This window comes from Streptomyces sp. XM4193, from assembly GCF_023072595.1.
Classification (GTDB): Bacteria; Actinomycetota; Actinomycetes; order Streptomycetales; family Streptomycetaceae; genus Streptomyces.
In genome coordinates, this window is sequence record NZ_JALLGK010000006.1 from 122,649 (window position 1) to 148,398 (window position 25,750).

At 71.6% G+C, this 25,750-nt stretch carries 14 protein-coding genes and 2 CRISPR repeat arrays; of the genes, 6 read left to right on the top strand and 8 right to left on the bottom strand.

Annotated features, from left to right (window positions below):
- Positions 1-15: 15 nt before the first annotated feature.
- A complete protein-coding gene (locus MTQ01_RS17375) occupies positions 16-948 on the top strand; it encodes an S-4TM family putative pore-forming effector (protein ID WP_247491472.1) in 933 nt (310 codons plus the stop codon).
- Between the two features lie 391 nt (positions 949-1,339).
- A CRISPR array of direct repeats spans positions 1,340-2,404; the repeat unit is 23 nt; unit sequence ATCAGCCCTGGAGGGCTCGCAAC.
- 275 nt (positions 2,405-2,679) lie between these two features.
- Here MTQ01_RS17375 and cas2 read toward each other — a convergent pair.
- The 4 genes from cas2 to MTQ01_RS17395 form a co-directional block, all read right to left on the bottom strand.
- Positions 2,680-2,943 carry a CRISPR-associated endonuclease Cas2 gene (gene cas2 / locus MTQ01_RS17380; RefSeq protein ID WP_211041750.1) on the bottom strand — a complete coding sequence of 88 codons (264 nt, stop codon included), beginning with the start codon at positions 2,941-2,943 and terminating at the stop codon, positions 2,680-2,682.
- 6 nt (positions 2,944-2,949) lie between these two features.
- Positions 2,950-3,729 carry a CRISPR-associated endonuclease Cas1 gene (gene cas1, locus MTQ01_RS17385; protein WP_247491474.1) on the bottom strand — a complete coding sequence of 260 codons (780 nt, stop codon included), beginning with the start codon at positions 3,727-3,729 and terminating at the stop codon, positions 2,950-2,952.
- Positions 3,730-3,916: 187 nt separating this feature from the next.
- Positions 3,917-4,594 (bottom strand): CRISPR-associated endoribonuclease Cas6, encoded by a 678-nt coding sequence (gene cas6, locus MTQ01_RS17390; protein ID WP_247491475.1) that lies wholly within the window; start codon positions 4,592-4,594, stop codon positions 3,917-3,919.
- Between the two features lie 354 nt (positions 4,595-4,948).
- Positions 4,949-5,961: a CRISPR direct-repeat array (repeat unit 29 nt; unit sequence GTCGTCATCAGCCCTGGAGGGCTCGCAAC).
- Positions 5,962-6,116: 155 nt separating this feature from the next.
- Positions 6,117-7,535, bottom strand: coding sequence for a peptidase C39 family protein (locus MTQ01_RS17395; RefSeq protein WP_247491476.1), 1,419 nt, complete (start codon positions 7,533-7,535; stop codon positions 6,117-6,119).
- 384 nt (positions 7,536-7,919) lie between these two features.
- Here MTQ01_RS17395 and MTQ01_RS17400 point away from each other — a divergent pair, with 384 nt between their 5' ends.
- The 5 genes from MTQ01_RS17400 (at position 7,920) to MTQ01_RS17420 (ending at position 12,885) form a co-directional block, all read left to right on the top strand.
- On the top strand, positions 7,920-9,170 hold the full coding sequence (locus MTQ01_RS17400; protein ID WP_247491477.1) for a molybdopterin-dependent oxidoreductase: 1,251 nt from the start codon (positions 7,920-7,922) through the stop codon (positions 9,168-9,170).
- Positions 9,171-9,173: 3 nt separating this feature from the next.
- Positions 9,174-9,662 carry a hypothetical protein gene (locus tag MTQ01_RS17405; RefSeq protein WP_247491478.1) on the top strand — a complete coding sequence of 163 codons (489 nt, stop codon included), beginning with the start codon at positions 9,174-9,176 and terminating at the stop codon, positions 9,660-9,662.
- A 711-nt stretch (positions 9,663-10,373) separates the two neighbouring features.
- Positions 10,374-10,778 (top strand): BatC protein, encoded by a 405-nt coding sequence (locus tag MTQ01_RS17410; protein WP_247491479.1) that lies wholly within the window; start codon positions 10,374-10,376, stop codon positions 10,776-10,778.
- Entirely contained in the window at positions 10,775-11,977 is a 1,203-nt protein-coding gene (locus MTQ01_RS17415) for a cupin domain-containing protein (RefSeq protein ID WP_247491480.1), read from the top strand. The genes MTQ01_RS17410 and MTQ01_RS17415 overlap by 4 nt, the downstream gene beginning before the upstream one ends.
- The gene (locus MTQ01_RS17420) at positions 11,974-12,885 is read left to right on the top strand and encodes a sucrase ferredoxin (RefSeq protein ID WP_247491481.1); all 912 of its coding nucleotides are present in this window, start codon (positions 11,974-11,976) and stop codon (positions 12,883-12,885) included. The genes MTQ01_RS17415 and MTQ01_RS17420 overlap by 4 nt, the downstream gene beginning before the upstream one ends.
- Before the next feature lie 15 nt (positions 12,886-12,900).
- Here the strand turns inward: MTQ01_RS17420 and MTQ01_RS17425 are convergent, their stop codons facing one another.
- The 4 genes from MTQ01_RS17425 to MTQ01_RS17440 all read right to left on the bottom strand — a co-directional run bounded on the left by MTQ01_RS17425 (position 12,901) and on the right by MTQ01_RS17440 (position 25,747).
- Positions 12,901-13,701 (bottom strand): ABC transporter permease, encoded by an 801-nt coding sequence (locus MTQ01_RS17425; protein WP_247491482.1) that lies wholly within the window; start codon positions 13,699-13,701, stop codon positions 12,901-12,903.
- Positions 13,689-14,789: an ATP-binding cassette domain-containing protein gene (locus tag MTQ01_RS17430; RefSeq protein WP_247491483.1), complete on the bottom strand. Its 1,101-nt coding sequence runs from the start codon at positions 14,787-14,789 to the stop codon at positions 13,689-13,691. The genes MTQ01_RS17425 and MTQ01_RS17430 overlap by 13 nt, the downstream gene beginning before the upstream one ends.
- Before the next feature lie 67 nt (positions 14,790-14,856).
- Entirely contained in the window at positions 14,857-15,060 is a 204-nt protein-coding gene (locus MTQ01_RS17435; RefSeq protein ID WP_247491484.1) for an MbtH family protein, read from the bottom strand.
- A 184-nt stretch (positions 15,061-15,244) separates the two neighbouring features.
- Positions 15,245-25,747 (bottom strand): non-ribosomal peptide synthetase, encoded by a 10,503-nt coding sequence (locus MTQ01_RS17440; RefSeq protein WP_247491485.1) that lies wholly within the window; start codon positions 25,745-25,747, stop codon positions 15,245-15,247.
- Positions 25,748-25,750 lie beyond the last annotated feature (3 nt).

The window sequence follows — 25,750 nt, forward strand, 5'->3', positions numbered from 1 at the left end:
TCCGGAGCGCCCACCATGACCACCCAGCCGGCCAACTCGCCGCCCCCTCAACCGCCGCCCGGACACCGGCCGATAGCCGAACACCAGCAGCAGCCGGACATGTTGCAGGCTCGCGCCGCCACCCGGGTCGCCTACGACCGGGCCGAGCACATCCGCGCCGTCCAGACTGCCGGCGCCGTCTGTCTGGCACTGCTCGCGCCCGTTCTTCTGGTGTTCTCGCCGGGCGCCTCCGGCGCACTGGCCGTCGCCGCCGTGCTCTGGCTACTACTGGCCCGTACCGCCCTCGACACCTGGCAGCGCAAGGCCCACCTCCAGGGCGTCCAGCGCAACGAGCTCTACGACACCACCCTGTTCACCCTGCCCTGGAACGCCTCCCTGTCCGGCCCCCTGCGCCTCGCCCGCGAACAGGTCCGTGCCCGCACCCATCCCACTGTCGACAAGGACCACGACTGGTACCGCGAAGTCCCGAACGTGCCCTGGCCGAACGACGTTCTCTCCTGTCAGACCCAGAACCTCCTCTACAGCCGCCGCAACCACCGCAGCTACGCCCGCCTGCTCGGGGCAGTGCTCACCGTGACCGTCCTCGCCGCGCTGGCTCTCGCCACAGTCCGGAACCTCACCCTTCAGCAGTGCCTCGTCCAACTCGCCGTTCCCCTCACCCCCGCCCTGCTCAACCTCTCGGACCTGGCCCGCCGCCACACCGAAGCCGCCCGTGCCCAGGAGCAACTCGAAGAGTCCGTCGACGAACTCCTCGAGCAACGCGCCAACGGGCGTCACATCACTGCCACCGACTGCCGCGAAATCCAGGACGGAATCTTCAACCGCCGCGCCCACCAACCTCCCGTCCCGTCCCGAGTCCACAACCGACTCCACTCCCAGAACACCGCCGCCGCCATCGCCCGCATGCACGACCTCCAAGAGGAGTTCAACCGCCCTCCGTCATCCTGACCCTGCGCCAGCCCACGTCCCACACCCTCGCCATCAGCCCGCTTCAGTGCCGTCTCTTGGGCCCGGTTGATTGGGGGGCTGTTGCTTCCCCACACGAAAGCAACGAGCGTTGCGGGCACCGAATCTTCGGCACCACGACACGGGCGATGGGAACGACCAGACAGCGAGAAGCAGTGCCACGGACCACCCGCCACCGAAGCTGGGCTCGCCGGCATCCGCACAAGGTGCTGACTCAGTACGCTGTCCAGAGCGACTGACTGGATTCTTCCCACTGGGAGCAAGGACTCGAAGCAACGCTTTGACCTGCACTGATGCACTACCGCCGGAATGCTGCACTAATTCACCCGCCAACCGCCAGAAGACCGGCTCCCACCTGAGGCTTTACTCTCGCCTCGTCATCAGCCCTGGAGGGCTCGCAACACAGCAAGGGCGTGTGGACGCTGACGGCCGACCAGGCTCGTCATCAGCCCTGGAGGGCTCGCAACCCCAGGTCAAGGGCGACGCGGACCGACTCCAGCGGCTGGCTCGTCATCAGCCCTGGAGGGCTCGCAACGGTACTCCTCGTCAGGTGAGGCCGAGCCCTGGAGGGCTCGCAACGCCATCACCGGCCCGAGCCCGGCGTTGTCTGCGATGAGCTCGTCATCAGCCCTGGAGGGCTCGCAACAGATGGATGACGCCTGGCCGCCCGGCACTTACGAGCTGCTCGTCATCAGCCCTGGAGGGCTCGCAACTCGGAGACGGCCTGCTGCCGTCCGGTGTCCGCCTCCAGCTCGTCATCAGCCCTGGAGGGCTCGCAACCTCCTCATGCTGTCCCGTCAGACCGGTACGCCGACTCGTCATCAGCCCTGGAGGGCTCGCAACGCGAACGCCACCCGCGAGTAGTGGTGGGCGCGGATGAGCTCGTCATCAGCCCTGGAGGGCTCGCAACATCTAGAGAACCGCGCCCACCAAGCAGGCGAACTGGCTCGTCATCAGCCCTGGAGGGCTCGCAACTTGTGGCGGACCTCGCGTGCGTGGGCCTGGCGCCATACGCGCTCGTAATCAGCCCTGGAGGGCTCGCAACTGATTCTCCAGGTAGACCACAGAGAAAGACGCCAGGCTCGTAATCAGCCCTGGAGGGCTCGCAACGTGAGCGCGCCAAGTTCGGGGTCGTAGAGCGGCCAGCTCGTAATCAGCCCTGGAGGGCTCGCAACGACAGGAGCACCTGCTCGCGGGTGACGCCGGGAGCAGCTCGTAATCAGCCCTGGAGGGCTCGCAACATGACGGATGGGTAGTCGTCGTCCGGGTCCACGGGCCCTCGTAATCAGCCCTGGAGGGCTCGCAACGAATCGAGTCCAGCAACGGCACCGGCGCGGTGGCCGCTCGTAATCAGCCCTGGAGGGCTCGCAACCCGGGTGGACACGGGCCGGTGGCGCGGATGCGCTGCCCTCGTCATCAGCCCTGGAGGGCTCGCAATGCTGGTTGGTCCGCCTCGTAGGAATCCAAGTCATACCCAGACGGTCAAACGCGACCGCACCCAGTGGCTGGCAGCGTCTCTTCCGCCGCTCCCGACCACCGCTACCCACTGATCGACGTACGGGCACAGGGCTCTAGAGCACACCAGAGCCACGACGGTGTGACCGACTGCAGGCTCAAGCAGCCGTGGAAGGTTCGCCATGAGGTCGGGCCGACCCAGCTGTGGTGCTTGGAGGGCATCGTTGGGAGAAGCCGCAACGCCCGACCTCGGCAGCGTCACAGGATGTCGCCGGGGCCTCCGAGGTCTATGCCGAGGGTGGCGGTTTCGACCAGGTCAGGTGACCTGGTCCGGTAGGTCACGATGCTGTCGTGGGTGGGGTCGATGACGGCGTTCAGGGCTGCCGTCAGGGCGCGGTACTGGGCGGTGGAGAGTTCGCCCTGGAAGACGCTTCGCTGTGTCCAGTGCAGGTATTTGCGGCACGTCTTCAGCACCTTGGGGTTTCGTTCGACGGCCGTGTCGTAGACGAGGATGACGAAGATCGTTGATCACCACCACGGGTGGAACGGCTTGTACGGGCTGCCTTCGAGGCACATCCGGACGATCTTGAGGGCTTCGAGGTGAATCAGTTCCTCGTAGCTGACCTTGCGCTTGAGTTTGCGGTGGTGGACGGAGGTGGCCAGTTCCTCCTTCATCAGCGCCGCGACCTTCTTGCGGCCGTCCTTGCTCAGAGATGCCTTGCCCACCTCGGTCTCGAAGTCGGACGGCTTCAAGGTCTTCTGACTTGCGGCTCGCTTGAGGAGGCGTTCGGCGAAGAGTGGCTTGAAGGGCTCGGCCAGGTCGAGCTCGAGGGTGTTGCGGCGCCGGTCGGTGTCGGAGTGCAGGAAGCCGATGGCGGGATGCAGCGGTGTGGTGCGCAGGGCGGTCAGGACGCGGGCGTAGACGAGTGCGTTGAGGTAGCTGACGAACGCGTTGCCGGCGTTGGTGGGTGGCCGGCGGGTTCGACCGTTCAGTCTTAGCCAGGCCGGCAGTTGGGTGTCCAGGACTGCCCAGCCGGTCCGTCGAAAGTTGCCTTCCTGTCCCATGATCTCCTCGCTGGTCGCGGCCTGCGGAAGCGCGGCTCGCAGGGTGTCCAGGGCAGCGTCGAGGAGGTCTGTGTCCAGGGCCCAGCGCAGGTTCTCCGCTGTTGCGAGAACGAGGGAACGTCCGATGTGGGCGCGTCCCTCGTCGTCCGCGGTGGCGAGGACCTGCCGTCGGACGACGCTCGCCGAGGCCATGGAGTCGGACGGTGCGAAATGTCCGGCGTGGTTGCCGTAGTGGTCAAGCACGTCCCCTTCGCGGCTGAGGCCGCGTTCACGACATCGGCCACGAGCCGCGAGACCACAGCGTCCAAGTCCCCACTCGTGACGTACTGCGGGCCATGCCTCTCAGCCAGTACTGCCACCGCCCAGGCACCTGCACGTTGCAGCGGATGACTCGTCAACGACAGCGGCGCCACCGCCTCCTTCACACCGCTCACCGAATCCACCCGAAGCCCTGGACCGTGTCCAGTCCCAGCCCCCACGACCGCAGACCGTCCACGAAGCGTGCGTCAGCCTCCATCGCGACCCGCACCTGAGCGCCGATACGAGGTGCTCCCCGCACGCTGAAACGACGTCGCGGGCCGCTCTCCAGAATCTGAAGCCCAGTAGGCGCCGGAAGCCCGAGAACGTCCGCCTTGTGCATCAGGTTGTGCTGCAGCCGCTCGAGATAGTGCTCGTCTCCCGGCAGGAGATAGCGGTTCTCGTGCTTGACGATCACAGGGGTGGCCGTGCGAAGCTCCACCGGCCCCTCCCCCGCCGGCGCAGAAACATCAACAGTGAATCCTCGGATGCCGAGACGAGCAGAGCCCCACACAAGCTCGGACCGGCCGGCCAGGGCGGCAATCAACACCGCCGCGATCTCCGGAACCGGCGAGCCGAACCACAACGCCCCATCCCGCGACGTCGTGTAAACGCCGTTCTTCCTCGGGGCACCCTTGAACTGCGGGCTCGTCGTTCCAAGCGGCTTCAGAGGCTGGCCCTTCCACCCGGTGTCGTGCAACGACTGTGCCAGTTCACGATTCTGGCTACCGATCAGGTCATAGACCACGCCACGGGCCGGCCCGTGCACTTCGTTCCACGGCAAGCTCGGAACGTTCGCGTCGACGTCCACCCTGACCCGCATCCCACTCCCAAGTCTTGCTGGTTCAGCGACAGTTGAGCCCTCGCGTACAGACCTCAATGGCTGCGAAGCACTGTATTCCGACACGGGAACAAAGGTGATGAGAATGCATAAATAGCCAGAAGTATCACTGCGCGTGACTGAGTGCCGCCACCTCAACCGACTGCCTGCCCTCACAGCGGTGAGCTCGTAAGCTAGTCGGTGGCACTGACAATGGCTCCGGGACGTCAACACGCGAACCAGCCCACCACTCTGACCTGCACTGATGCACTACCGCCAGAACGCTGCGGTAACCAGCCCGACAGCCCACCTCAAGACCGCCCCGACCAGCAGCTTTACCTTCGGGTCGTCATCAGCCCTGGAGGGCTCGCAACCTCTGTACGCTCGTCACGAGCAACGCGTCCTGTCGGGTCGTCATCAGCCCTGGAGGGCTCGCAACAGGCGCACGCGACCGCCGAACCGACCGCCACCAGCGTCGTCATCAGCCCTGGAGGGCTCGCAACGGCGCCGGCCGGGGGTTGATGACGCGGTCAACTGTCGTCGTCATCAGCCCTGGAGGGCTCGCAACCTCCTCACCCGCCACATGCTCGACCACAGCGTGGACGTCGTCATCAGCCCTGGAGGGCTCGCAACCTGTACCCGCCGGGCAGGTATTGGAGGGCGTCTATCACGTCGTCATCAGCCCTGGAGGGCTCGCAACCCCGAGACCGGATCGGCCACTGGCGGGACCACCACCCGTCGTCATCAGCCCTGGAGGGCTCGCAACACCATCAACGCCATCAGCCGAGCCTGGAGGCCGGACACGTCGTCATCAGCCCTGGAGGGCTCGCAACCCGCAGTTGGATCACCAACGGAACGCTCACCAGGACGTCGTCATCAGCCCTGGAGGGCTCGCAACATGTGCTCCTGGCCCTTCAGGACCCGGACAACGGGGCGTCGTCATCAGCCCTGGAGGGCTCGCAACCCGCAGGCGGCGCACACGCTGTAGTGCTCAGGCAGCAGTCGTCATCAGCCCTGGAGGGCTCGCAACAGTAGGCACTGCGCTACTGCATCACTGCGTTACTGCACGTCGTCATCAGCCCTGGAGGGCTCGCAACACGGGGCCCGCTGTCTCTACGGGGCCGTGCACACCGCGTCGTCATCAGCCCTGGAGGGCTCGCAACATGCAGGCGCCGACGACGCCGACCCACGGGAGGCCGTCGTCATCAGCCCTGGAGGGCTCGCAACACGAGACGCTCGCCGCTGCTCTTCACCCCACGCCCGAGTCGTCATCAGCCCTGGAGGGCTCGCAACGCACGAGGACGGGCCACTTCCGGACGAAGGGCCGACGTCATCATCAGCTCTGGAGGGGCGTACGCGCCCGTGACACCGGTGGCGGGCGGCCGTGGGCGTGAGGCGTACCGGTTCTGATTCGAGGCGCTGCCGGGCAAGACTCCCTGAGACTCCCCGGCGGGCGGTCGGGTCTGCCGGGGTGCCGTCTCGACTGCTTCGAGACGGCACCCCCGGCGGCTTCTCAGCGGATGCCGAGGTCTGCCAGTGCGCGGCGCTGGACTGCGCTCGGCTTGGCGGGGAGGTAGATGTAGCAGACGCCGCCGGAGCCGGACGCCTCCTTGCCCTCCGCGTTGTAGCGCTTGGTGCGCAGCCAGATATTTTCCCACTGCCTGCGCTTGTAGACGTGGCGGACGTCGCTGTTGTCGCTGCCGGCGGGGTCGTTGGCGATGACGTCGCCGTCCTCGGTGAAGCCGACGACGGTCATCAGGTGGCCCGCGGTGCCGTAGCCGGCGCCGTCCAACTCCTCGGCGAGGAAGGACTGGGAGGTGATCAGCGGGATGCCCGCGCGGATCAGGTGCTCCACGTCCGCGAGGGAGTCCAGCCGGAGCACGATGCCCTGCATGTCGCGGTAGGTGGCGGCGTAGGCGGCGTTGAACGGCCAGTTGCCGCAGCCCTGGTACTGGTAGTCGAAGGTCTGGCGGGCGGCGTGGCAGACCTGTGGGTCGTCGTACTCCGGCTCGACCCAGGCGAGGTCCTCCTCGCTGGGCCGGCGCCCCCAGTACTCGATGATCATCTGCGAGGAGGTGGGGCTGCACCATGCCTCGCCGCCGTTGTCGTACTCGGGGTAGCGGCCCACGTGGACGTTCTGGGAGTAGGTGGGCACGTCCAGTTCCACGCCGCTCGCCTCGCCGGGCTCGGAGGCCGGCACCTCGAAGCGGTCCGGCACCGCGGAGGCCATCACGCCGCCGCGCCACACGGTCGGGGTCGCGTCCGAGCCGGGTGTGCGGAGCAGTGTCAGCCGCAGCTGGAAGGCGGCCAGCAGCGGGCCGGCCTCCGCGTCGTCGACGGAGACGGTGTCGGTCCACACCGAGGTGCGGTCGTCGCCCTGGTCGTCGACGGAGGTGCGCCGCGGTACGTCGCTGCCGTCGCCGGAGGCCCAGATGCCGAGGGTGTACCACGGGGTGGTCTCGCCGTCGGTGTAGGTGCCCTGCACCTCGGTGCGCACCCAACTGCCTTCCGGCGTACGGGCGTTCCACGAGGCGATCAGCTCGGTGGCGGGGGTGTCCAGTTCGGTGACCGGGCCGGTCCAGCGCGCGTACTCCCAGCTGGTGGTCTCGGTGCCGCCGTGCGGGTCCTCGTACTCCACCGTGCCCTGCGCGCTGTCGATGACGATCCCGGCGCGCTTGACCGCCTCGACACGGGTGCCCTCGCCGGTGCCGGTGGCCCAGTCCGCCGCGGTCGTCCAGGCGTGGTAGCTCACTGTCGACTCCTCGGCGGCGTGGCGGGCGGCGGGTCCGGCGAGGCCGGCGGGGGTGCGGGGACCTGCCGGGAGGCGGGCCCCCGACGCGGACGCGTGCGCGGCGGACGCGGCACCGAGACCGGCGGCTGCTGCGAGCGCCGCGGTCAGAACGGTACGGCGAGTGGCGGAAGTTCGGCTCATGCGGTGGGGTCCCCCAGTTCGGTGTACGGGCGGCGGCCGGCCGTTGTGCGGCGGATCACTCCACTATCGCGAGCGGCGGGGTCGGGTACCAGTGCCCCCGCCCAACGGGTGCGCACCAATATTGGCGTGGACCAGTGTCAACGGGGCCGGTGCGGCGGGTGGGTGGGAAGTGCCGGTCGTCGGCCGGTAGGTCCCGGACACGGCCGTTCGAGCCGCGAGAGACGCCCGGACACGGCCGTTCGAGCCGCGAGGGACGCGCGGGCACGGCCGTTGGAGCCGCGAGAGACGCCCGGACACGGCCGTTCGGTGAACGAACCGCCGGGCCTCGGCTCTCCTCGCAGGTCGGGCACCGGGTTGCGGGCGCTGCGGTCCTACGGTCGCGGCATGCGCGACCTCCCCGTACTGCCCACCTCACCGCGTTTCTGGCGCAGCCCGCTTCGCGGCACCCGCCTGACCTCCGTGCTCGGCCTGGTACTGCTGGTAGGCGTCCCCGTGCTGTTCCTGACCGGCCTGCTCTCCTACGCCGCGTACAACCCGGACCTGTCGCCGGTGAACGACAAGACCCCCGACAAGGGGCTGCTCGGCTTCTACCTGTTCTCCTGGCCGACCGATCCGCACTGGCTGTACCGGCTGAACCAGGGTGTGCACGTGACCCTCGGCATCACCTTGGTGCCGGTGCTGCTGGCCAAGCTGTGGTCGGTGGTTCCGCGGCTGTTCGCGCTGCCGCCGGTTCGCTCCCTCGCCCACGGGCTGGAGCGGATCTCGCTGCTTCTGCTGGTCGGCGGCGGCCTGTTCGTCTTCGCGACCGGGGTGCTGAACGTCCAGCTGGACTACCTCTTCCCGGGCTCCTTCTACCCGCTGCACTTCTACGGGGCCTGGATCTTCCTCGCGGCGTTCCTCACCCACGCCGTGCTCCGCGTACCGGTCGCGGTGCGGAACCTGCGGACTCTCCGGAAGGCCGAACCGCGGGACCGTACGGACGTCCTGGCCGCGCCCGAGCCCGACCCGCCGACCGTCTCGCGGCGCGGCGCCCTCTGGTTCGCGGGCGGCGGCTCGGCGCTCCTGTTCGCCACCACTGTCGGGCGCAGCTTCGACGTCCTGCGACCGACCGCGCTGCTCGCCCCGCGCGGAGGGCCCGAACCGGGCGGCGGACCGAACGGTTTCCAGATCAACAAGACCGCTGCCGCCGCGGGCATCGAAGCCGCCGAGACCGCCGCGGACACCTGGCGTCTGACGGTCGTCGGGCGTACCGGGACGGTGCGCCTCAGCCGTGCCCAGCTCGCCGAAATGCCCCTGCACACAGCCGAGTTGCCGATCGCCTGCGTCGAGGGCTGGTCCACGGGCGACCAGCGGTGGCGGGGCGTGCGGCTGAGCGACCTCGCCGCCCTGGTCGGACACGGCGGCGACGGCCCTCCCCCGGACGTGATCGTCGAATCCCTCCAGCGGCGGGGCGCGTTCCGGCGAGGCGCGCTGCGGGCCAACCAGGTGGCCGATCCGCGCTCCCTGCTCGCGCTGTACGTCAACGGCGCGCCGCTCTCACCGGACCACGGCTATCCGGCGCGCGTCATCGTGCCGGCCGCACCCGGGGTGCTCAACACCAAGTGGGTGGCCCGGCTGAACTTCGAGAGGCTGTGACCCGTGTCGGACCGCAAGACCGTCAAAGGCACCTCCGGGCCGCGGCTGCCGCTGGGCAGTCCGTTCCAACTCGCCCTGCTCCCCTGCTCGTTCACGCTCTCCGCCTACGTCGGCATCCGGTTGCTCGCCGACGATTGGCTCGGCGTGGTCCTGTGGATCGTCGGGGCGGCGCTGCTGCACGACCTCGTACTGCTGCCGCTGTACTCGGCCGCGGACCGGGCCCTGCTGGCGACGGCCGGGGCCCTCGGTGAACGGGACCTCGCGGTGTACGTACGGGTGCCGGCCGCGCTCTCGCTCCTGTTGCTGCTCGTCTGGTTCCCGACGATCAGCGGGAGAACGGAGGACGCCTACCGAGCGGCCTCCGGCCTGTCCTCCGACCGTTTCCTGACCAACTGGCTGCTGGTCACGGCCGCGCTCTTCGGCGCCAGTGCGCTGGTGCTCGCCGCCTCGGCCCTGCGCGGCCGCAGCTCCCCCGGCCGGCACACCCGCTGAGCGGCGGCGCGCGGTGCCGTCGGCCGCACGCAACGGACGCGCGGCGGGACGAGTGCGGGTGACGAGTGCGGGCGTACGTGCGGGTTCGGGTGACGGGTGACGGGTGCGGGTGCGGCACCACGCGCGGCAGGCGACAGCGATCCGGTGCGCCTGCCGGGGTGTCCCGGGCGCCGTACGTGCATCGGCCCGTGTCCGGCCCCGCGGTGCGGCGCGAGCGTGACAGGTCGGGAGCGCGGGCCGGGCCGCCGCGGTCCTCCGGGGCGCATCGTGAACGGCCCTCCTGAGCAACGGAGTTCGTCCGGGCGACGCCACGCACCCTGCGACTCCGACCGCCCGTGGCCAGACCGCACGTGGCCCGCCCGCCACCGCCGTCCGACGGTGCCCGTTCGCCCTCGCGGGCGGCGCGGGCGGCGCGGGCGGAGGTCGACGGAACAGCCGCGTGCACGGGTCGTCCACGCACCGCCGCGTCGTGCCGAATGCTCTCGGTTGCGAGTTCGAATCGCCCGATTACGGTGTGAAGAGGTACGCGCTTTCGAGAGCGCGGGAGGCGTGGACACGACCCGACAACCGCTGCACCGAGAGCGGGCCCTTCTGCCGCGGTACCGGTCCGGCGAAGTTTCCGGGCGCCCGCCGAGCAGTGCGGCGCACCGCAGAGTCTCGGTCTCCCGAGACCGGCCGGGCCCGGTCGCGCAGCAACTCATGGGAGGAACGATGGTGCATTCCGAGGACAGGTCGAACGAGGAAGAGGGCCCCGCGGACGGCGGCGCGGCGGGCACACCCGGCGTCCACGACGGCGGCGCGGACGGAGGTGCGGACGGCGGCGCCGACAGCGGCGCCGAAGGCCCTGCGGACGGCGGCGCGGCCGGCACCCCGGGCGTGCACGACGGAGGTGCAGACGGCGGCGCGGAGGGCCCGGCCGACGGCGGGGCCGAGGGCACTCCCGGCGTCCACGACGGCGGCGCGGACGGCGGCGCGGACGGAGGTGCGGACGGCGGCGCGGACGGCGGCGCGGACGGCGGCGCCGACGACGGTGCCGAGGGTCCCGCGGACGGCGGCGCGGCCGGCACTCCGGGCGTGCACGACGGTGGCGCCGACGGAGGGGCGGGCCGCTCTTGAGCCTCCCGCGCACCGAAACCCGGGACGCCGCCCCGCGGGGTGGCGTCCTGGAGTCGCGTCTGACCGGGCTCGGCCGCGATGAGTTCGCGCGCGACGTCTGGGCCCGCAGGCCGCTGCTGACCCGGAGCGCCGACGACTTCTCGGACCTGTTCTCCGCGTCCGCCGTGGACGAGCTGGTGGCGCGCCGGGGTCTGCGCACTCCGTTCCTGCGCGTGGCCAAGAACGGGTCGACGCTGCCGGAATCGTCGTTCACCTCCCCGGCCGGTGTCGGCGCCACCGTCGCCGACCAGCTCGACGACACGGCGCTCTGGCGCGCCTTCGCCGACGGGGCGACGCTCGTGCTGCAGGCGCTGCACCGCACCTGGGAGCCGGTGGCCGAGCTGGTCACCGCGCTCGCCGGCGAGTTGGGCCACCCTGTGCAGGCCAACGCGTATGTGACGCCGCCGCAGAACCGGGGGTTCGACGCCCACTACGACGTGCACGACGTCTTCGTGCTCCAGATCGAGGGCGCGAAGCGCTGGGTCGTTCACGAACCCGTACTGCCCCAGCCGCTGCGCGACCAGCCGTGGACCGATCACCGGGCTGCCGTGGCCGAGGCGGCCCGGGACGACGAGCCCGCGCTGGACGCGGTGCTGCGGCCCGGCGACGTGCTCTATCTGCCGCGCGGCTGGCTGCACTCCGCGCAGGCGCGGGGCGAGGTGTCGATCCATCTGACGCTCGGGGTCCACGCCTGGACCCGCTACGCCCTGGCCGAGCAGCTCACCGGGGCCGCGCTGGCCGCGCTCAGGGACGACCCCGCGGCCCGCGGCACCCTCCCGCTGGGCTCCGAGGATCTGGACGCCGAGATCGAGGTGATCCGTACGCGGCTGCTGGCGGCGGTCGCCGACGCCGATCCGGCGCCCCGCTTCCACCGGGCACGACGTGCACAGGCACGCCCCGGGCCGCTGGGTCCGCTGGCCCAGCTCGCCGCGCTGCGCGCTCTGGGGCCCGCCACGCCGGTCCGACTGCGGCAGGCGGTCCAGGCCCGTCTCGACGGCACCAGGCTCTCCAGTCGGGTGGGATGGCTGGACTTCTCGGAGGCCGAACTCCCGCGCGTCTCGAGGCTGTTGGACGGCAGTGTGCACACCGCGGGCGATCTCGGTGTGGATCTCGCCGCCCGGCTGCTCCGCGCGGGCCTGCTGGTACCGGCGGACCGGTGAACGCGGTCCAACCGCCGTACGCAGGACGGTTCTTCTGCGCCGAGGCGGCCCGTGCCCGCGGCGATCCGTGTGCGGGCACCGCGCCGCACGGGACGGTCTGGGTGCTCGTCGAGCACCGGGGCGGCTGGCCCGCCAACGGCTTCGACGGGCTGGACCTCGATCCGGCCGTCAAGGCGCTCGTCCACTCCGCGGCCCGGGCGGCTCGGGCACGCGTCCTCCTGATCAGACGGCACGGCCGCCGCCGGGCCGACGGCAGCGACCGGTGGGCGGTGCTGCGCCACGGCGGACCGGACGGGCTGAGCCAGCAGTGGGGCAGTTGGCGGCGCGACCGCGACCTGGCGCAGATCGCGGACGCGCTGGAGAGCCCGGGCGAACTCGGCCTGCCGCCCGTCGTGCTGGTCTGCGCCCACGGTCTGCACGACGCCTGCTGCGCGGTGCGCGGGCGGCCCGTGGGCCGGGCGCTGAGCGAACGCTGGCCCGAGGCGGTGTGGGAGTGCACCCACGTCGGCGGCGACCGCTTCGCGGCCAATGTCGTCCTGCTGCCCGACGGCGTCTACTACGGCGGCCTGGACGCACGTTCGTCGCTCGCCGTGGTCGAGGAGCATCTGGCCGACCGCATCCACGCCGGCTATCTGCGCGGCTACACCACTCTTCGTCCGCCGCAGCAGGCGGCCGTCGCGGCGGTGCTCGAACGCTTCGGCCCGGCGGGACGGCACGACTACGCGATCGCCTCGACGGAGCGTTCCGGGGAGGGCTGGCACATCCGCGTCCTCGGCCGCCCCCCGCATCCGGCGGAGCTCGATGTGGAGATCGTCGCCCGGCGCTCCCCGCCGCGCCGACTCACCTGCCGCGGTCCCTCCGACGGCGTGGCCGTCCGCTACGAGGCGACCTCCGTCCGCCTGCGCTGACCGGACGCCGCGACCTCAGCCACGGGTGATGCGGCGGTAGCGGTGGATGGCCAGGGACATGAACAGCGCGGTGATCGCCGCGGTGGTCATCAGGGAGTACGGCAGGGCGTTCTGCACTGGCCAGGAGGCAGCGGTCTCCAGGCCGGGCGGAGGCTGGTTGCCGAACAGGTCGCGGGCGGCGGTGGCGGTGGCGGAGATGGGGTTCCACTCCGCGACGTGGCGCAGCGGCCCCGGCATGTCCGCGGTGGACACGAAGGCGGAGGAGACGAAGGTGACGGGGAAGAGCCAGATGAGCCCGGCGCTCTGGGCGACCTCGACGCTGCGCGAGGTCAGACCGATGGTCGCGCCGACCCAGGACATCGCGAAGGCGAAGGCGAGGATGACGAGAAAGGCGAGCGCTGCCTCCCCCGGCGACGCCTGCACCCGCCACCCGACGGCCAGTCCGCACAGCGCGGTAACCGTCAGGGTCACGGCGCTCATCACGAGGTCGGACAGTGTGCGGCCGAGGACGACGGACAGACGGGGCGTCGGCAGTGAGCGGAATCGGTCGACCAGGCCCTTGTCCATGTCGTTGGCCAGCCCGAGCGCGGTGAAGCTCGCGTTGAAGGTGACGGCCTGCACGAAGATGCCGCCCATCAGGTACACGCGGTAGTCGTCGCCGCCGAGGCTGCCGCCGAAGACATACGCCAGAAGCAGGACGAACATCAGTGGCTGGACGAGAGCGGCGACCACCGATCCGGGGGTCCGGCGCAGGTTGAGCAGATTTCGCCAGGCGATGATCGAGGCGTCCCGTCCGGCGTGGGTCATCGCGGCCATGTGCCGGCTTCCTCTCGGTGGTGCTGCGGGACGGCTGGTGGAGTCGCGGTGAGGTCGAGAGTGTCCGGGTCCGCCGGCTCCCGCGGGGCGGCCAACCGGCCCTGGTCGGCCGTGAACTGCTCCGGTGGCGCGTCGGCGGCGGGGCGGCCGGTCAGGGCGAGGAAGGCGTCGTCCAGCGTGGGCGGAGCGAGGGCGACGTCGCGGACGGGGATGTCCGCACGGCGCAGCTCGGCGAGCGCCCGCTCCAGAGTGTGCGCGCCGAGTTCGGTGGCCACGTTGAACCGGCCCGTACGGTCGTCGTGTTCGGGCATGTGCGGCCCCAGCGAGGCGAGGATCGTCCAGGCGAGGGAGCGGTGCCGCGGCTGGGGGACGGTCAGGCTCAGCCGTTCTCCGCCGACGGTCGCCTTGAGCTCGCCGGCCGTGCCGCGTGCGACGACACGGCCGCGGTCGATGACGGCGATGCTGTCCGCGAGCTGGTCCGCCTCCTCCAGATACTGCGTGGTCAGCAGGACGGTGGTGCCCTCGGAGACCAACTCCTGGACCGAGCGCCAGGTGTCGGCGCGTCCCCGCGGGTCGAGCCCGGTGGTCGGCTCGTCGAGCACCACCACCGAGGGGCGAACCACCAGGGCCCCGGCGAGGTCGAGTCGGCGCCGGGTGCCGCCCGAGAACGACCCGCTTAGCTGGTCGGCGACTTCCTCGAGCGCGAAGCGGGCCAGCAGCTCCCCGGCTCGGCGGCGCGCCTGTCTGCGGCGCATCCCGTAGAGGCGGGCGACCAGGTAGAGGTTCTCGCGCGCCGTCAGTTTGGGGTCGACGGCGGCGTACTGCCCGGAGAGTCCGAGCCGTCTGCGCACCGCCTCCGGTTCGCGCAGCACGTCGTGGCCGGCGACGTGCGCGGTCCCGGAGTCCGGCAGCAGCAGGGTGGACAGGACGCGCACCACGGTGGTCTTTCCGGCGCCGTTGGGGCCGAGCAGACCCATCACCGTTCCCGGCGGCACGCTCAGGTCGATGCCGCCGAGTGCCTGCTTGGCTCCGAAGCTTCGGGTCAGGCCCTCCGCGCTGATCGCGGGCGAGCTGTCCTGGCCGGTCATGGGTGCCCTTCTGGCTCTGTCGCGTCGGGTGGGAAAGGCGTCGTGCGGTGTGTCGTGCGGTGTGCGGTCACCGGGCGGCGACGGCGCTGCGCGGGGTGAGGTCGGTCCAGTTGCGGTCGACCCAGTCCAGGCAGACGGTGCGGTCCTGCGGGCCGAAGACCTCGGTCCAGCCCTGCGGTATCGCGGCGAAGGAGGGCCACAGCGCGTGCTGGCCCTCGTCGTTGACCACGACGCGGTGCTGGGTGCGGGGGTCGTCGAAGGGGTTGGTCATCTCGATCTCTCCTTGTGGTTCGGCACCGTGCGCCGGCGCCGGGGGTGCGGTGGTGTTGTCGGTGGTTCGCGGTCGGTGGTTCGGGGTCGGTGGTTCGGGGTCGGGAGTCGGCGTGCTCGGCGCGGTGGCGCTGTGCGAGAGGTCGACCGGCTGCCGTGCCGTGCCCGGTGGCCCGCCTTCGCTGTCAGGCGGTGGGCTCGTCGGGCAGTGCGCGGAGGGCGGCTGCCAGCAGCGGGACGATGTGCTCGGTGGCGCCGGGCTCGGTCAACCGGGCGTGCGCGAAGGGCACGTTGTGGTTGTCGAAGCGCCCGGTGACGTAGGGAGCCCAGAGCTGAGGCCCGGAGGCGGCTTCGGTGCGGCCCTCGGTGGCGGTGAAGAAGAGCACGTCGCGGTCGAGGACGCCGGGCGTGTGGTGGCGCATCACGCGCGCCTGACCGGCGAAGTTCTCCACCATGGCGTCGATCGTGGCGGGTTCGAGCGCACCCAGCGGGTTGCCCGTGCGCAGGAGTTCCCTGCGCACCACCGAGGCGTCGACGGCCTCGCTGCTCTCCAGCGCCGCAGCCTCGATCCCGAGGTTGACGAGGAGGGCGCGGAAGACCGTGTCGCGGTCGGCGTCCTCCAGCCCGTCCTGCGGTGCGAGCGGGAAGGCGTCCAGCAGAGCGAGGAGTTCGACCTCCTCGCCCGCCCGGCGCAGCAGCACCGCGGCCTCGTGTGCGACGTTGCCGCCGAAGGACCAGCCCAGCAGCCGGTACGGGCCGTGGGGCTGGACCGAGCGGATCGCCCGGATGTAGATCTCGGCCATCTCGGCCATGTCCGAGGGGTAGGGGGCCTCTCCTCGCAGCACGGGGCTCTGCAGTCCGTAGAGCGGCTGTCCCGGGTCCAGGTGGCGCAGGAAGCCCGTGTAGCACCAGGAGATGCCGCTGGCCGGGGGGAAGCAGAACAGCGGTCGCCGGTCGCCGCTGGTGCGCAGCGGCAGCAGTACCGCGAGCGAGTCCTCCTCGGCGTCCGTCTCCAGCCGGGCGGCGAGTGCCTCGACCGTCGGCGACTCGAAGAGGGCCCGGATGCCGAGCTCGACTCCGAGGACCTGCCGGATGCGGCCGATGAGCCCGGTGGCCAGCAGGGAGTGGCCGCCGAGCGCGAAGAAGTCCTCGTCGGCGCCCACCTGTTCACGACCCAGAGTCTCGGCGAAGAGGGTGCACAGCATCTCCTCGCGCGGGTTGCGGGGGCCTCGGCCGCGCGGGCGGCCGGTGACGGTGGGGGCGGGCAGCGCACTGCGGTCGAGCTTGCCGCTGGCGGTCAGCGGCAGCGCTTCGAGCACGGTCCACAGCGAGGGGACCATGTAGTCGGGCAGGAAGCACGCGGCGTGTTCGCGCACCGCGTCGGTGTCGATGCCGCCGTCACCGGCCGGGGACGGCTCGCCGTTCCCCTCGCCGGTACTCGCGGAGCTCGGGACGAGACAGGCCAGCAGACGGCCGCCGGCGGTCTCGTCCGCGTCGAGGACCACCGCGGCACGGGCGACGGCCGGGTGCTTCTCCAGTACGGCGGACACCTCCTCCGGCTCGACGCGGAAGCCGCGCACCTGGACCTGGGAGTCGGCGCGGCCCAGGAACTCCAGGTCTCCGCTGCGGGTGCGGCGGACGAGGTCGCCGGTGCGGTACATCCGCTCCCCCGCGGGACCGTAGGGGTCCGGCAGGAAGCGGGTGGCCGTCTCCGCGGGACGGTCGAAGTACCCGCGGGCGAGGCTGTCCCCGCCGAGGTAGAGCTCTCCGGGGACGCCGATCGGGGCCAGGCCCAGACGGTCGTCCAGAACATGGGCGCGGGTGCCGGTCACCGGTCTGCCGAGCACCGGTCCGGGGGTGTCGGTGAGCAGCGCCTCCAGGGTGTCGACGGTCGTCTCGGTGGGGCCGTAGAGGTTCCAGCAGGTCAGTCCCGGTGCCTCCCGCAGACGGCGCCACAGCGCCGGTGGCACCGCCTCGCCGCCCAGAGCGAGGTGGCTGGGGCGGTGCGGTGCGTCCGGGTCGAGCAGTCCGGCGTCCAGCAGCTGCCGGAGGTGGGTCGGGGTGGTTTCCAGAACGTCGATGCCGTGCGCTCGCACATGGTCCACCAGTGCCTCGGGATCGCGGCGGACGAGGTCGTCGACGACGTGGAGCACATGGCCCGCGACCATCCACTGCACCGGGTCCCAGGAGGCGTCGAAGGACAGGGAGGCGGTCAGTGCGACGTTCAGGGCTCCGGCGGCGGGGGTGAACAGGTGCCGCCGGTGGTGGTCGAAGAGCCGCCCGAGAGAACGGTGTTCGACCAGTACGCCCTTCGGCCGGCCGGTGGAGCCGGAGGTGTGCAGGAGGTACGCGGCGTCGCGGGCGCGCGGGCGCCTCCCGAGGCGGACTCCGGAGCGCTCGGCGATCGCCGCCGCGGTCCGGGGCTCGTCGAGGAGGCCCACGGCCGTGCCGGGCGGCAGGTCCGCGGCAGCGGCGGTCGTGGTGAGGACCAGCACGGGACCGGCGTCCTCCAGTACGGCCCGGACGCGCCGGGAGGGCAGCGCGGGGTCGACGGGCGCGTAGACCGCCCCGGACTTGAGCACGGCGAGCAGCGCGGCGATCGAGTCGGTGGACCTCGGAACGCGCACGGCGACGACATCGCCGGCGGTGACGCCCCGGTCGTGCAGCCAGTGCGCCAACGCCTCGGAACGCGCGTCGAGTTCGGAGAAGGTCAGGCTCCCGTCCGGCGCGGTGACGGCGAGGGCTCCGGCCCCCGCTTCACGCACGGAGCGGTCGAACCGGTCGATCAGGGTGGCTTGTTCCGCGGGGCCGGCACCGCCGTCGCCGAGGGCGCGCAGGGTCTCGCGCTCCGGCCCGCTGAGCAGGTCCAGCCGGGAGACCGGGGTGTCGGGGTCGGCGACGGCCTGCTCCAGCAGACGCAGGAACCGGTCCGCGATGTCCTGGGCGGTGTCGGTGTCGAAGAGGTCGCGACTGAACTCCAGCGTGCCCTCCAGACCTCCGTCCTCCGCCGGGCCGGCTGTCGGCGCCTGTCCGGTGAAGCTGAACGAGAGGTCGAACTTCGCTCCTCCGGTGTCGACTCCCTCCACCTCGGCGTGCAGGCCGGGGAGTTCGAGGCGGGGGCGTTCGGTGTTGTTGAGCGCCAACATCACCTGGAAGAGCGGATGACGAGCCGGCGAACGAACCGGCCCCACCTCCTCCACCAACCTCTCGAACGGCACATCCTGATTCCCGTAAGCCGCCAGATCCACCTCCCGCACCCGACCCAACAACTCACGGAACGACGGATCCCCCGACACATCCGCCCGCAACACCAACGTATTCACAAAGAACCCCACCAACCCCGCCAACGCCTCATCCGAACGACCCGCCACAGGCGAACCCACCACCACATCCGAACCCCCACCCAACCGACACAACAACGCCGACAACGCCGCATGCACCACCATGAACACACTCACACCCGACTCACGCCCCAACGCCACCACACGACCGTGCACCTCCGGCGACACCACCAACGACACACCACCACCCCCACCAACCGAACCCACCGAACGCACCCGATCCACCGGCAGGGGCATCTCCTCGGGAAGGTCGGCCAGAACGCCCTTCCAGTGGGCGAGCTGACGGGAAATCAGGCTCTGCGAGTCCGCCGCGGAACCGAGCAGTTCGCGCTGCCAGAGCGCGTAGTCGGCGTACTGCACCGGCAGTGGCTCCCACGACGGAGCCCGCCCCTCGGCGCGAGCCGCATAGGCACGGGCGAGGTCCTGTGCCAGCGGGCCCATGGACCAGCCGTCCGCGGCGATGTGGTGCACCGTCAGCAGCAGCACGTGCCGGTCGGGGGCGGTGGTGAACAGCTCTGCGCGCAGCGGCAGTTCGGTGGTCAGGTCGAAGGGACGGGCGGCCGCGGTCCGCAGCTCGCCCGGAAGGGCGGCGGCCGTGGTCGTGGTGCGGCTGAGCGAGGGGCCCGCACCGGGCTCCCCCACCACCTGGAGGATCTCCGTCCGTGCGGCCCCCGAAGCTGTGGTGACGCTGGCGGGGTCGGTCGCGGCCGGATCGTGGACGGAGGTGCGCAGAGTCTCGTGCCGGCTCACCACGTCGGCCAGCGCGGCGTGCAGCGCCTCGACGTCCGGGGTTCCGGCGAGGCGGACGGCGATGGGGAGGTTGTAGGACGGGTCCTGGGGGTCCATGCGATGGAGGAACCACAGGCGGCGCTGGGCGTGCGAGAGCGGGACGCGGTCGGTGCGGTCGGCGGGCCGCACGGCGGGGCGGGCAGCCGCTGCCCCGTCCAGCCGGCGGGCGAGCGCCGCGGGGGTGCGGGCCTCGAAGAGTGCACGGACCGGGAGTTCGACCCCGAACGCCGTACGGATGCGGCTCGCCAGCCGCGTCGCGAGCAGCGAGTGGCCTCCCAGCTCGAAGAAGTCGGCGTCCCGGCCGACCGCACCGTGTCCCAGGCTGTCCGCGAACAGCGCGCAGAGGGTCTCCTCCTGGGCGGTCCGGGGCGGGGCGCCGGCTTCGCCGCCGGCGGGGCGGGGGTCGGGCAGGGCGTCGACGTCGACCTTGCCGTGCACGGTGAGGGGCAGTTCGGCCACGGCCTCCACCGCGGTGGGCACCATGTAGCCGGGGAGCTGCTCGGCGGCGAAGTGCCGGATGTCCTCGGTGGTGCGTCCCGGTCCGTCGTCGCGGACGACCCAGGCGACGAGGGCTCCGGCTCCGGAGCTGTCCGGCCGCACGGCGACCGCGGCCCGGACGACGCCCGGGTGACGCAGGAGTGCGGCCTCCACCTCCGCGATCTCGACGCGGAAGCCGCGGACCTTGACCTGGTCGTCGCTGCGCCCCAGGTACTGCAGGCTTCCGTCCGGGTGGCGGCGCACCAGGTCGCCGGTGCGGTACATCCGGGTGCCGGGCGGGCCGTGGGGGTCGGGCAGGAACCGTTCGGCGGTCAGTGCGGTCCGGCGCTCGTAGCCGCGGGCCAGTGAGGCGCCCGCCAGGTAGAGCTCGCCGGGGGCACCGGGCGCGACCGGTTGAAGCCGGGCGTCGAGCACCCGCGCGAAGGTGCCGTCCACGGCGTAGCCGATGCGGGGGCTGCTGCCGGGGGTGATCCGGCAGATGACGCTGTCGACCGTGGCCTCGGTGGGGCCGTACAGGTTCCACACGGCGATGTCCGTCTGCGCCGCGAGTGCGTTCCACAGGGCCTCGCCCACGGGCTCGCCGCCGAGCGCGAGCAGCCGCAGTCGGTGGCGTTCCGCTGCGAACAGACCGCAGGCGCGAAGCTGTTCGAGGAAGGAGGGGGTGGTTTCGAGCATGTCGACGCGGTGGGAGTGGACGAACTCCGTGAGGGCTTCGGGGTCGCGGCGGGTGTCGTCGTCGACGAGGTGCAGCTCGTGGCCGGCGACCATCCACAGGATCGGGTCCCAGGAGGCGTCGAAGGTGGCCGCGGCGGTGAGGGCCACCCGCAGCGGACGGTCGTCGTCGGTCGCCGCGCTCTCCATGAGGTGCGCGCGGTGGCCGGCCAACAGCCGCGTCAGCGACCGGTGTTCGACGACCACGCCCTTGGGTGTGCCGGTGGAGCCGGAGGTGTAGAGGACGTACGCCGGGTCGTGCGGGGCTGGCCGGTGCCGGAGGGGAGCGCTCCCCCCGACGGCGTCGCCCGGGTGGGACCCCACCTCCAGCAGCCGGTGGCCGCCGGCCGGGAGGCGACCTGCGGAGGAGGAGTCGACCAGTACGCACGAGGGCCGGGAGTTCTCGAGGACGACCCGGTTGCGTTCGACGGGGTGTGTGGGGTCGAGCGGCACGTGTACGGCGCCGCAGCGCAGCACCGCGAGCAGAGCCTCGATCTGCCGGGTGGTGCGCGGCAGGGCCGAGGCGACCCGGTCCCCCGGCCGTATGCCCTCCTCGTGCAGCCGGGTGGCGAGAGCCTCGACGCGCTGGAGCAACTCGCCGAAGGAGACCGGGCCTTCGGCGTCCACGACGGCGGTGCGCTCCGGGGCCACCAGGGCCTGGGTGGTGAAGACGTCGGTGAGCGTGCACGGCGGCGCCTCACCCACGGCGGTGCCTGCTCCGTCGCTGTGCGGTGCGCGCGGGGCCAGGTCCAGTGCGGCGCGGCGCTGGGCGGGCCGGAGGAAGTCCAGTTCGGTGAAAGGCAGTTCGGGTTCGTCCAGGGCAGCGGTCAGCAGCCGGCCGAAGTGGTCCGCGAACTGCTGGGCGGTGGCACGGTCGAACAGGTCGGTGCTGTACTCCAGTTCGCCGGTCATACCGGCGGGGGCGCCCTGGGCGGTGTGGTGCTCGGTCAGGTCCCAGGTCAGGTCGAACTTGGCGCCGATGCGTCCCACCGACGGCTCGTGGCGCGTGGTGAGGCCGGGGAGTTCGAGGCGGGGAGGTTCGGTGTTGTTGAGCGCCAACATCACCTGGAAGAGCGGATGACGAGCCGGCGAACGAACCGGCCCCACCTCCTCCACCAACCTCTCGAACGGCACATCCTGATTCCCGTAAGCCGCCAGATCCACCTCCCGCACCCGACCCAACAACTCACGGAACGACGGATCCCCCGACACATCCGCCCGCAACACCAACGTATTCACAAAGAACCCCACCAACCCCGCCAACGCCTCATCCGAACGACCCGCCACAGGCGAACCCACCACCACATCCGAACCCCCACCCAACCGACACAACAACGCCGACAACGCCGCATGCACCACCATGAACACACTCACACCCGACTCACGCCCCAACGCCACCACACGACCGTGCACCTCCGGCGACACCACCAACGACACACCACCACCCCCACCACCCGAACCCACCGAACGCACCCGATCCACCGGGAACGTGACCTCGGCCGGCAGCTCCTCGAGGACGGACCTCCAGTGGGCGAGCTGCGCCGCGAGCGGACTCCGCGGGTCGTCGGGGTCACCGAGCGTCCGCTGCTGCCAGAGGGTGTGGTCGGCGTACTGCACCGGCAGCGGCTCCCACGACGGAGCACGCCCCTCGGCGCGGGCCGCACAGGCACGGGCGAGGTCGTCCAGCAGCGGCCCCATGGACCAGCCGTCCGCGGCGATGTGGTGCACCGTCAGCAGCAGCACGTGCTCGGTCGGTTCGAGGACGAAGAGCTCCGCACGCACCGGCAGGGAGTCGGAGAGCGAGAAGGGGCTGCGTCCGGGCGCCGGCGGCAACCCGTACGGGGCGGGTGTGACGTCGAGTTCCAAACGGGCCGACTCCGGCGGGAGCACTTGCTGGCGGGGCCCCTGCTCGTCCTCGGGGAACACGGTGCGCAGGCTCTCGTGCCGGTCGACCAGGTCCTGGAGCGCACAACGGAGCGCATGCCGGTCCAGTGAGCCGCTCAGGCGCAGCGCGAGCGGCAGATGGTAGGCGGCTCCGCCCTCGCCGATGCTCTCCAGCAGCCACAGACGGCGCTGCGCGAGGGAGAGCGGTATGCGCTCGGGGCGGGGGTGCGTCGCCACGAGGGCCGCGCGGGCGGGTGCGGCCTGCTCCAGACGCTCGGCCAGCGACGCCGGAGTGGGCGCCTCGAAGAGGGCACGCACGGGCAGTTCGACCCCGAAGGCGGACCGGACACCGCTGATCAGACGGGTGGCGAGGAGCGAATGCCCGCCCATGGCGAAGAAGTCGTCGTCGCGGCCGACGCTCTTCGCGTCCAGGCCCAGAGCTTCGGCGAACGCGGCGCACAGAGTCGCCTCGCGCTCGGTGCGCGGCCCCTCGCCGCCTCCGGTGCGCGGAGGTGTGGCCTCGGGCAGCGCCGCGATGTCCAGCTTGCCGTTGGGGGTCAGCGGCAGCCGGTCGACGACGGCGTAGAGCACGGGGACCATGTGGTCGGGCAGTTCGGCTGCCAGCAGGTCGCGCAGAGCGACCGCAGCGCTCGTCCCCTGGTCCCGCGCACCGCCGGGGGCAGCTCCTTCGGCGGCCGAGTCGTCGCCGGTTTCGAGGACGACGTAGGCGGCGAGCCGGTCGAGTCCGTCGGGCCCGGTGCGCGCGACCACCGCGGCCTCGCGGACCGAGGGCAACCGGGTCAGGGCGGACTCCACCTCTCCGAGCTCCACCCGGAACCCTCTGACCTTGACCTGCCCGTCGGTACGGCCGTGGAACTCCAGCGAACCGTCCTCGCGCCAGCGGGCGAGGTCGCCGGTGCGGTACATGCGTGCGCCCGCGGGCCCGAAGGGGTCGGGCAGGAACCGGTCGGCGGTCAGCCCGGTGCGGCCGTTGTAGCCGCGTGCGACGCCCTCGCCGGAGAGATAGAGCTCGCCCGCGGTGCCGACCGGCAGCGGGTGCATGCCGGCGTCCAGCACATAGGCACGGGCCCCGCTGACGGGGCGTCCGATGACCGGTGTGCCGCCGGAGATGCGGGAGGTGACGGCGTTCACTGTGGTCTCGGTGGGGCCGTAGAAGTTGAAGACCAGAAGGTCGGGGTGGGCGGAGAGCTGCGCCCAGAGGGCTTCGTTGACGGCTTCGCCGCCCAGCGCGATCACGCGCGGCCGGTGCACGGCGTCGGCCAACAGCCCGGCGGCCAGCATCTGTTGGAGGTAGCTGGGCGTGGTTTCGATGACGTCGATGCGACGGGAGCGGAGGAAGTCGACCAGCGCTTCGGGGTCGCGGCGGGTCCGGTCGTCGACGATGTGCAGCTCGTGGCCGGCGACCATCCACAGCACCGGGTCCCAGGCGGCGTCGAAGGAGGTGGCGGCGGTCAGCGCGACACGGAGGCCGCGCCCGAGCGATCGGGCGGCGCCCGCGTGGGACTCGCGGCGGTGGTGCTCGAGCAGGTTGCTCAGGGAGCGGTGTTCGACGATGACGCCCTTGGGTGTGCCGGTGGAGCCCGAGGTGTAGATGACATAGGCGGCGTCCCGGCCCGAGGGCGCGTCGAAGGGAGCCCAGGACTCGACGTGCGGGGGCTGGTCGTCGGCTGGGTCGATCCGGACGAGGCGTCCGTCGGGGTCGGCCGCGGTCGCCGTGGCCCGGTCGGCGACCAGCGCCACGGGGGCGGAGTCGGCCAGCATGAACGCGATGCGGTCGGCGGGGTACGAAGGCTCGACCGGCAGGTAGGCAGCGCCCGCCCGCATGACCGCGAGCATCGCGACCACCAGCTCGGTGGAGCGCGGCAGCGCCACGGCGACCCGGGTGCCGGCCCCCGCTCCGGCCCGTGCCAGGCGGTGGGCCAGCCTGTCCACCCGGCTGTCCAGCTCGGCGAAGGAGAGACGGGACCCGCGGCAGACCACCGCCACGTCCTGGGGTCTGCGGGCGGCCTGCCGGGAGAGTTGGACGGGCAGCGCCGCCGGGTCGCCGGGAGCGACCTGCTCCTGACCGTCTACGGCCTCGGCCCGGGGCGGTCCCGCCGCGAAGCCCGTTATGCGGCTGTGCTCCTCGGCGTCGAGGAGCCCGATCGCGCCCAGATGGCGCGAGGGGTCGGCGATGAACTCGTCGAGCAGACGCAGAAACCGGCCCCGGTGCGCGTGCAGCTGCTCCTCGGTGTGCAGATCGGGGTTGGCCAGCATGTCCAACCGCAGTCCGCCGTCGGCGAACGAGGCGTGCGCCGCGACCACCAGGTCCTCGACCGGGCCGATGGAGAGGTTGTGGAGGGTGGCCGTGGCCGGGCCGAACGCGAGCGTGTCGTCGAAGGCGAGCACGTTGACCGCGGGGCCGGTGAGCCGCTCGCGGCGGCGCAGGAGCCCACGGTCGCGGCGCAGGTCCTCGGCCGGGTACCGCTGGTGCCGCAACACCGTGCGCACCTGCCGCGAGGTGCGCCGCAGCAGCTCGTCGACCCGGTCCGCCGGGGACACCTCCACCCGCAGTGGCAGCACGTTGGACAGCATGGTGGGGGTGGACCGGGAGATGTCCGTGCGGCGAGCGGTCACCGGCAGACCGAGTACGACCTCCCCCACGCCCCTGATGCGGTGCAGATAGGCGGCGGTGGCGGCGATGAACATCGAGGGCCAGCCCGCACCGGCCGCCTTCGCGGCGTGCTTGAGCCGCTCCAGCCACTGCGCGTCGCGGTCCTCCCCCGTGGCATGGAAGACGTGTGCGGGCACTGCGGAGCCGTCGCGCAGCCCGACGGGCTCGGGGGCACCGGCCAGGTACTCCGACCAGAACTCCCGGTCCGCGAGGAACTTCTCGGAGTCGCGGTACTCCCGCTCCTCCTCCAGAACGGGGAGCAGCGGAGCAGGTCGAAGCGGCACCTCCAGGTGCGGAGCGCTGGTGAACTGCCCGTACACCTCGGCGATCCTCATCAGGCCCAGCGCCGCACCGTAGCCGTCCAGCGCGAGGTGGTGGACCTGCTGGTGGAAGAAGAACCTCGTCCGCTCCAACCGGTAGAGCGTCACGCGCACCAGCGGTCCCGCCGCGGTGTCCGCGGGCCGCGCGAGGTCCCGGCGCATCCGCCGCATCGCCTCGCCGAACGGATCGGGCCCGTCGCGGAGATCCACGACCGGCAGCGGTACGTCCAGGCCGGAGTGGAGGAGTTGGTGCGGTCGGCCGTCCTGCTCTCCGAAGGTGACCCGCAGCGCCTCGGTCTCGCGCACCACATGGCCGACGGCCCTGGTGAGGGCTTCGACATCGACCTCGCCCCGCACGTCGGCGTACTCGGCGATGTTGTAGGCGGGGCTGGCGGGGTCGAGCTGCTGCGCGAACCACAGACCCTTCTGGGCCGAGGTGACGGGAAGTTGACTCTTCTCGTTTTCAGGCACGCG

What these genes read in the sequence shown, in the direction of transcription:
- MTQ01_RS17375 (WP_247491472.1), top strand. Translation starts at nt 16, where the DNA reads ATGACCACCCAGCCGGCCAACTCGCCGCCCCCTCAACCGCCGCCCGGA.
- MTQ01_RS17395 (WP_247491476.1), bottom strand. Translation starts at nt 7,535, where the DNA reads ATGAGCCGAACTTCCGCCACTCGCCGTACCGTTCTGACCGCGGCGCTC.
- MTQ01_RS17400 (WP_247491477.1), top strand. Translation starts at nt 7,920, where the DNA reads ATGCGCGACCTCCCCGTACTGCCCACCTCACCGCGTTTCTGGCGCAGC.
- MTQ01_RS17410 (WP_247491479.1), top strand. Translation starts at nt 10,374, where the DNA reads ATGGTGCATTCCGAGGACAGGTCGAACGAGGAAGAGGGCCCCGCGGAC.
- MTQ01_RS17425 (WP_247491482.1), bottom strand. Translation starts at nt 13,701, where the DNA reads ATGGCCGCGATGACCCACGCCGGACGGGACGCCTCGATCATCGCCTGG.
- MTQ01_RS17430 (WP_247491483.1), bottom strand. Translation starts at nt 14,789, where the DNA reads ATGACCGGCCAGGACAGCTCGCCCGCGATCAGCGCGGAGGGCCTGACC.
- MTQ01_RS17435 (WP_247491484.1), bottom strand. Translation starts at nt 15,060, where the DNA reads ATGACCAACCCCTTCGACGACCCCCGCACCCAGCACCGCGTCGTGGTC.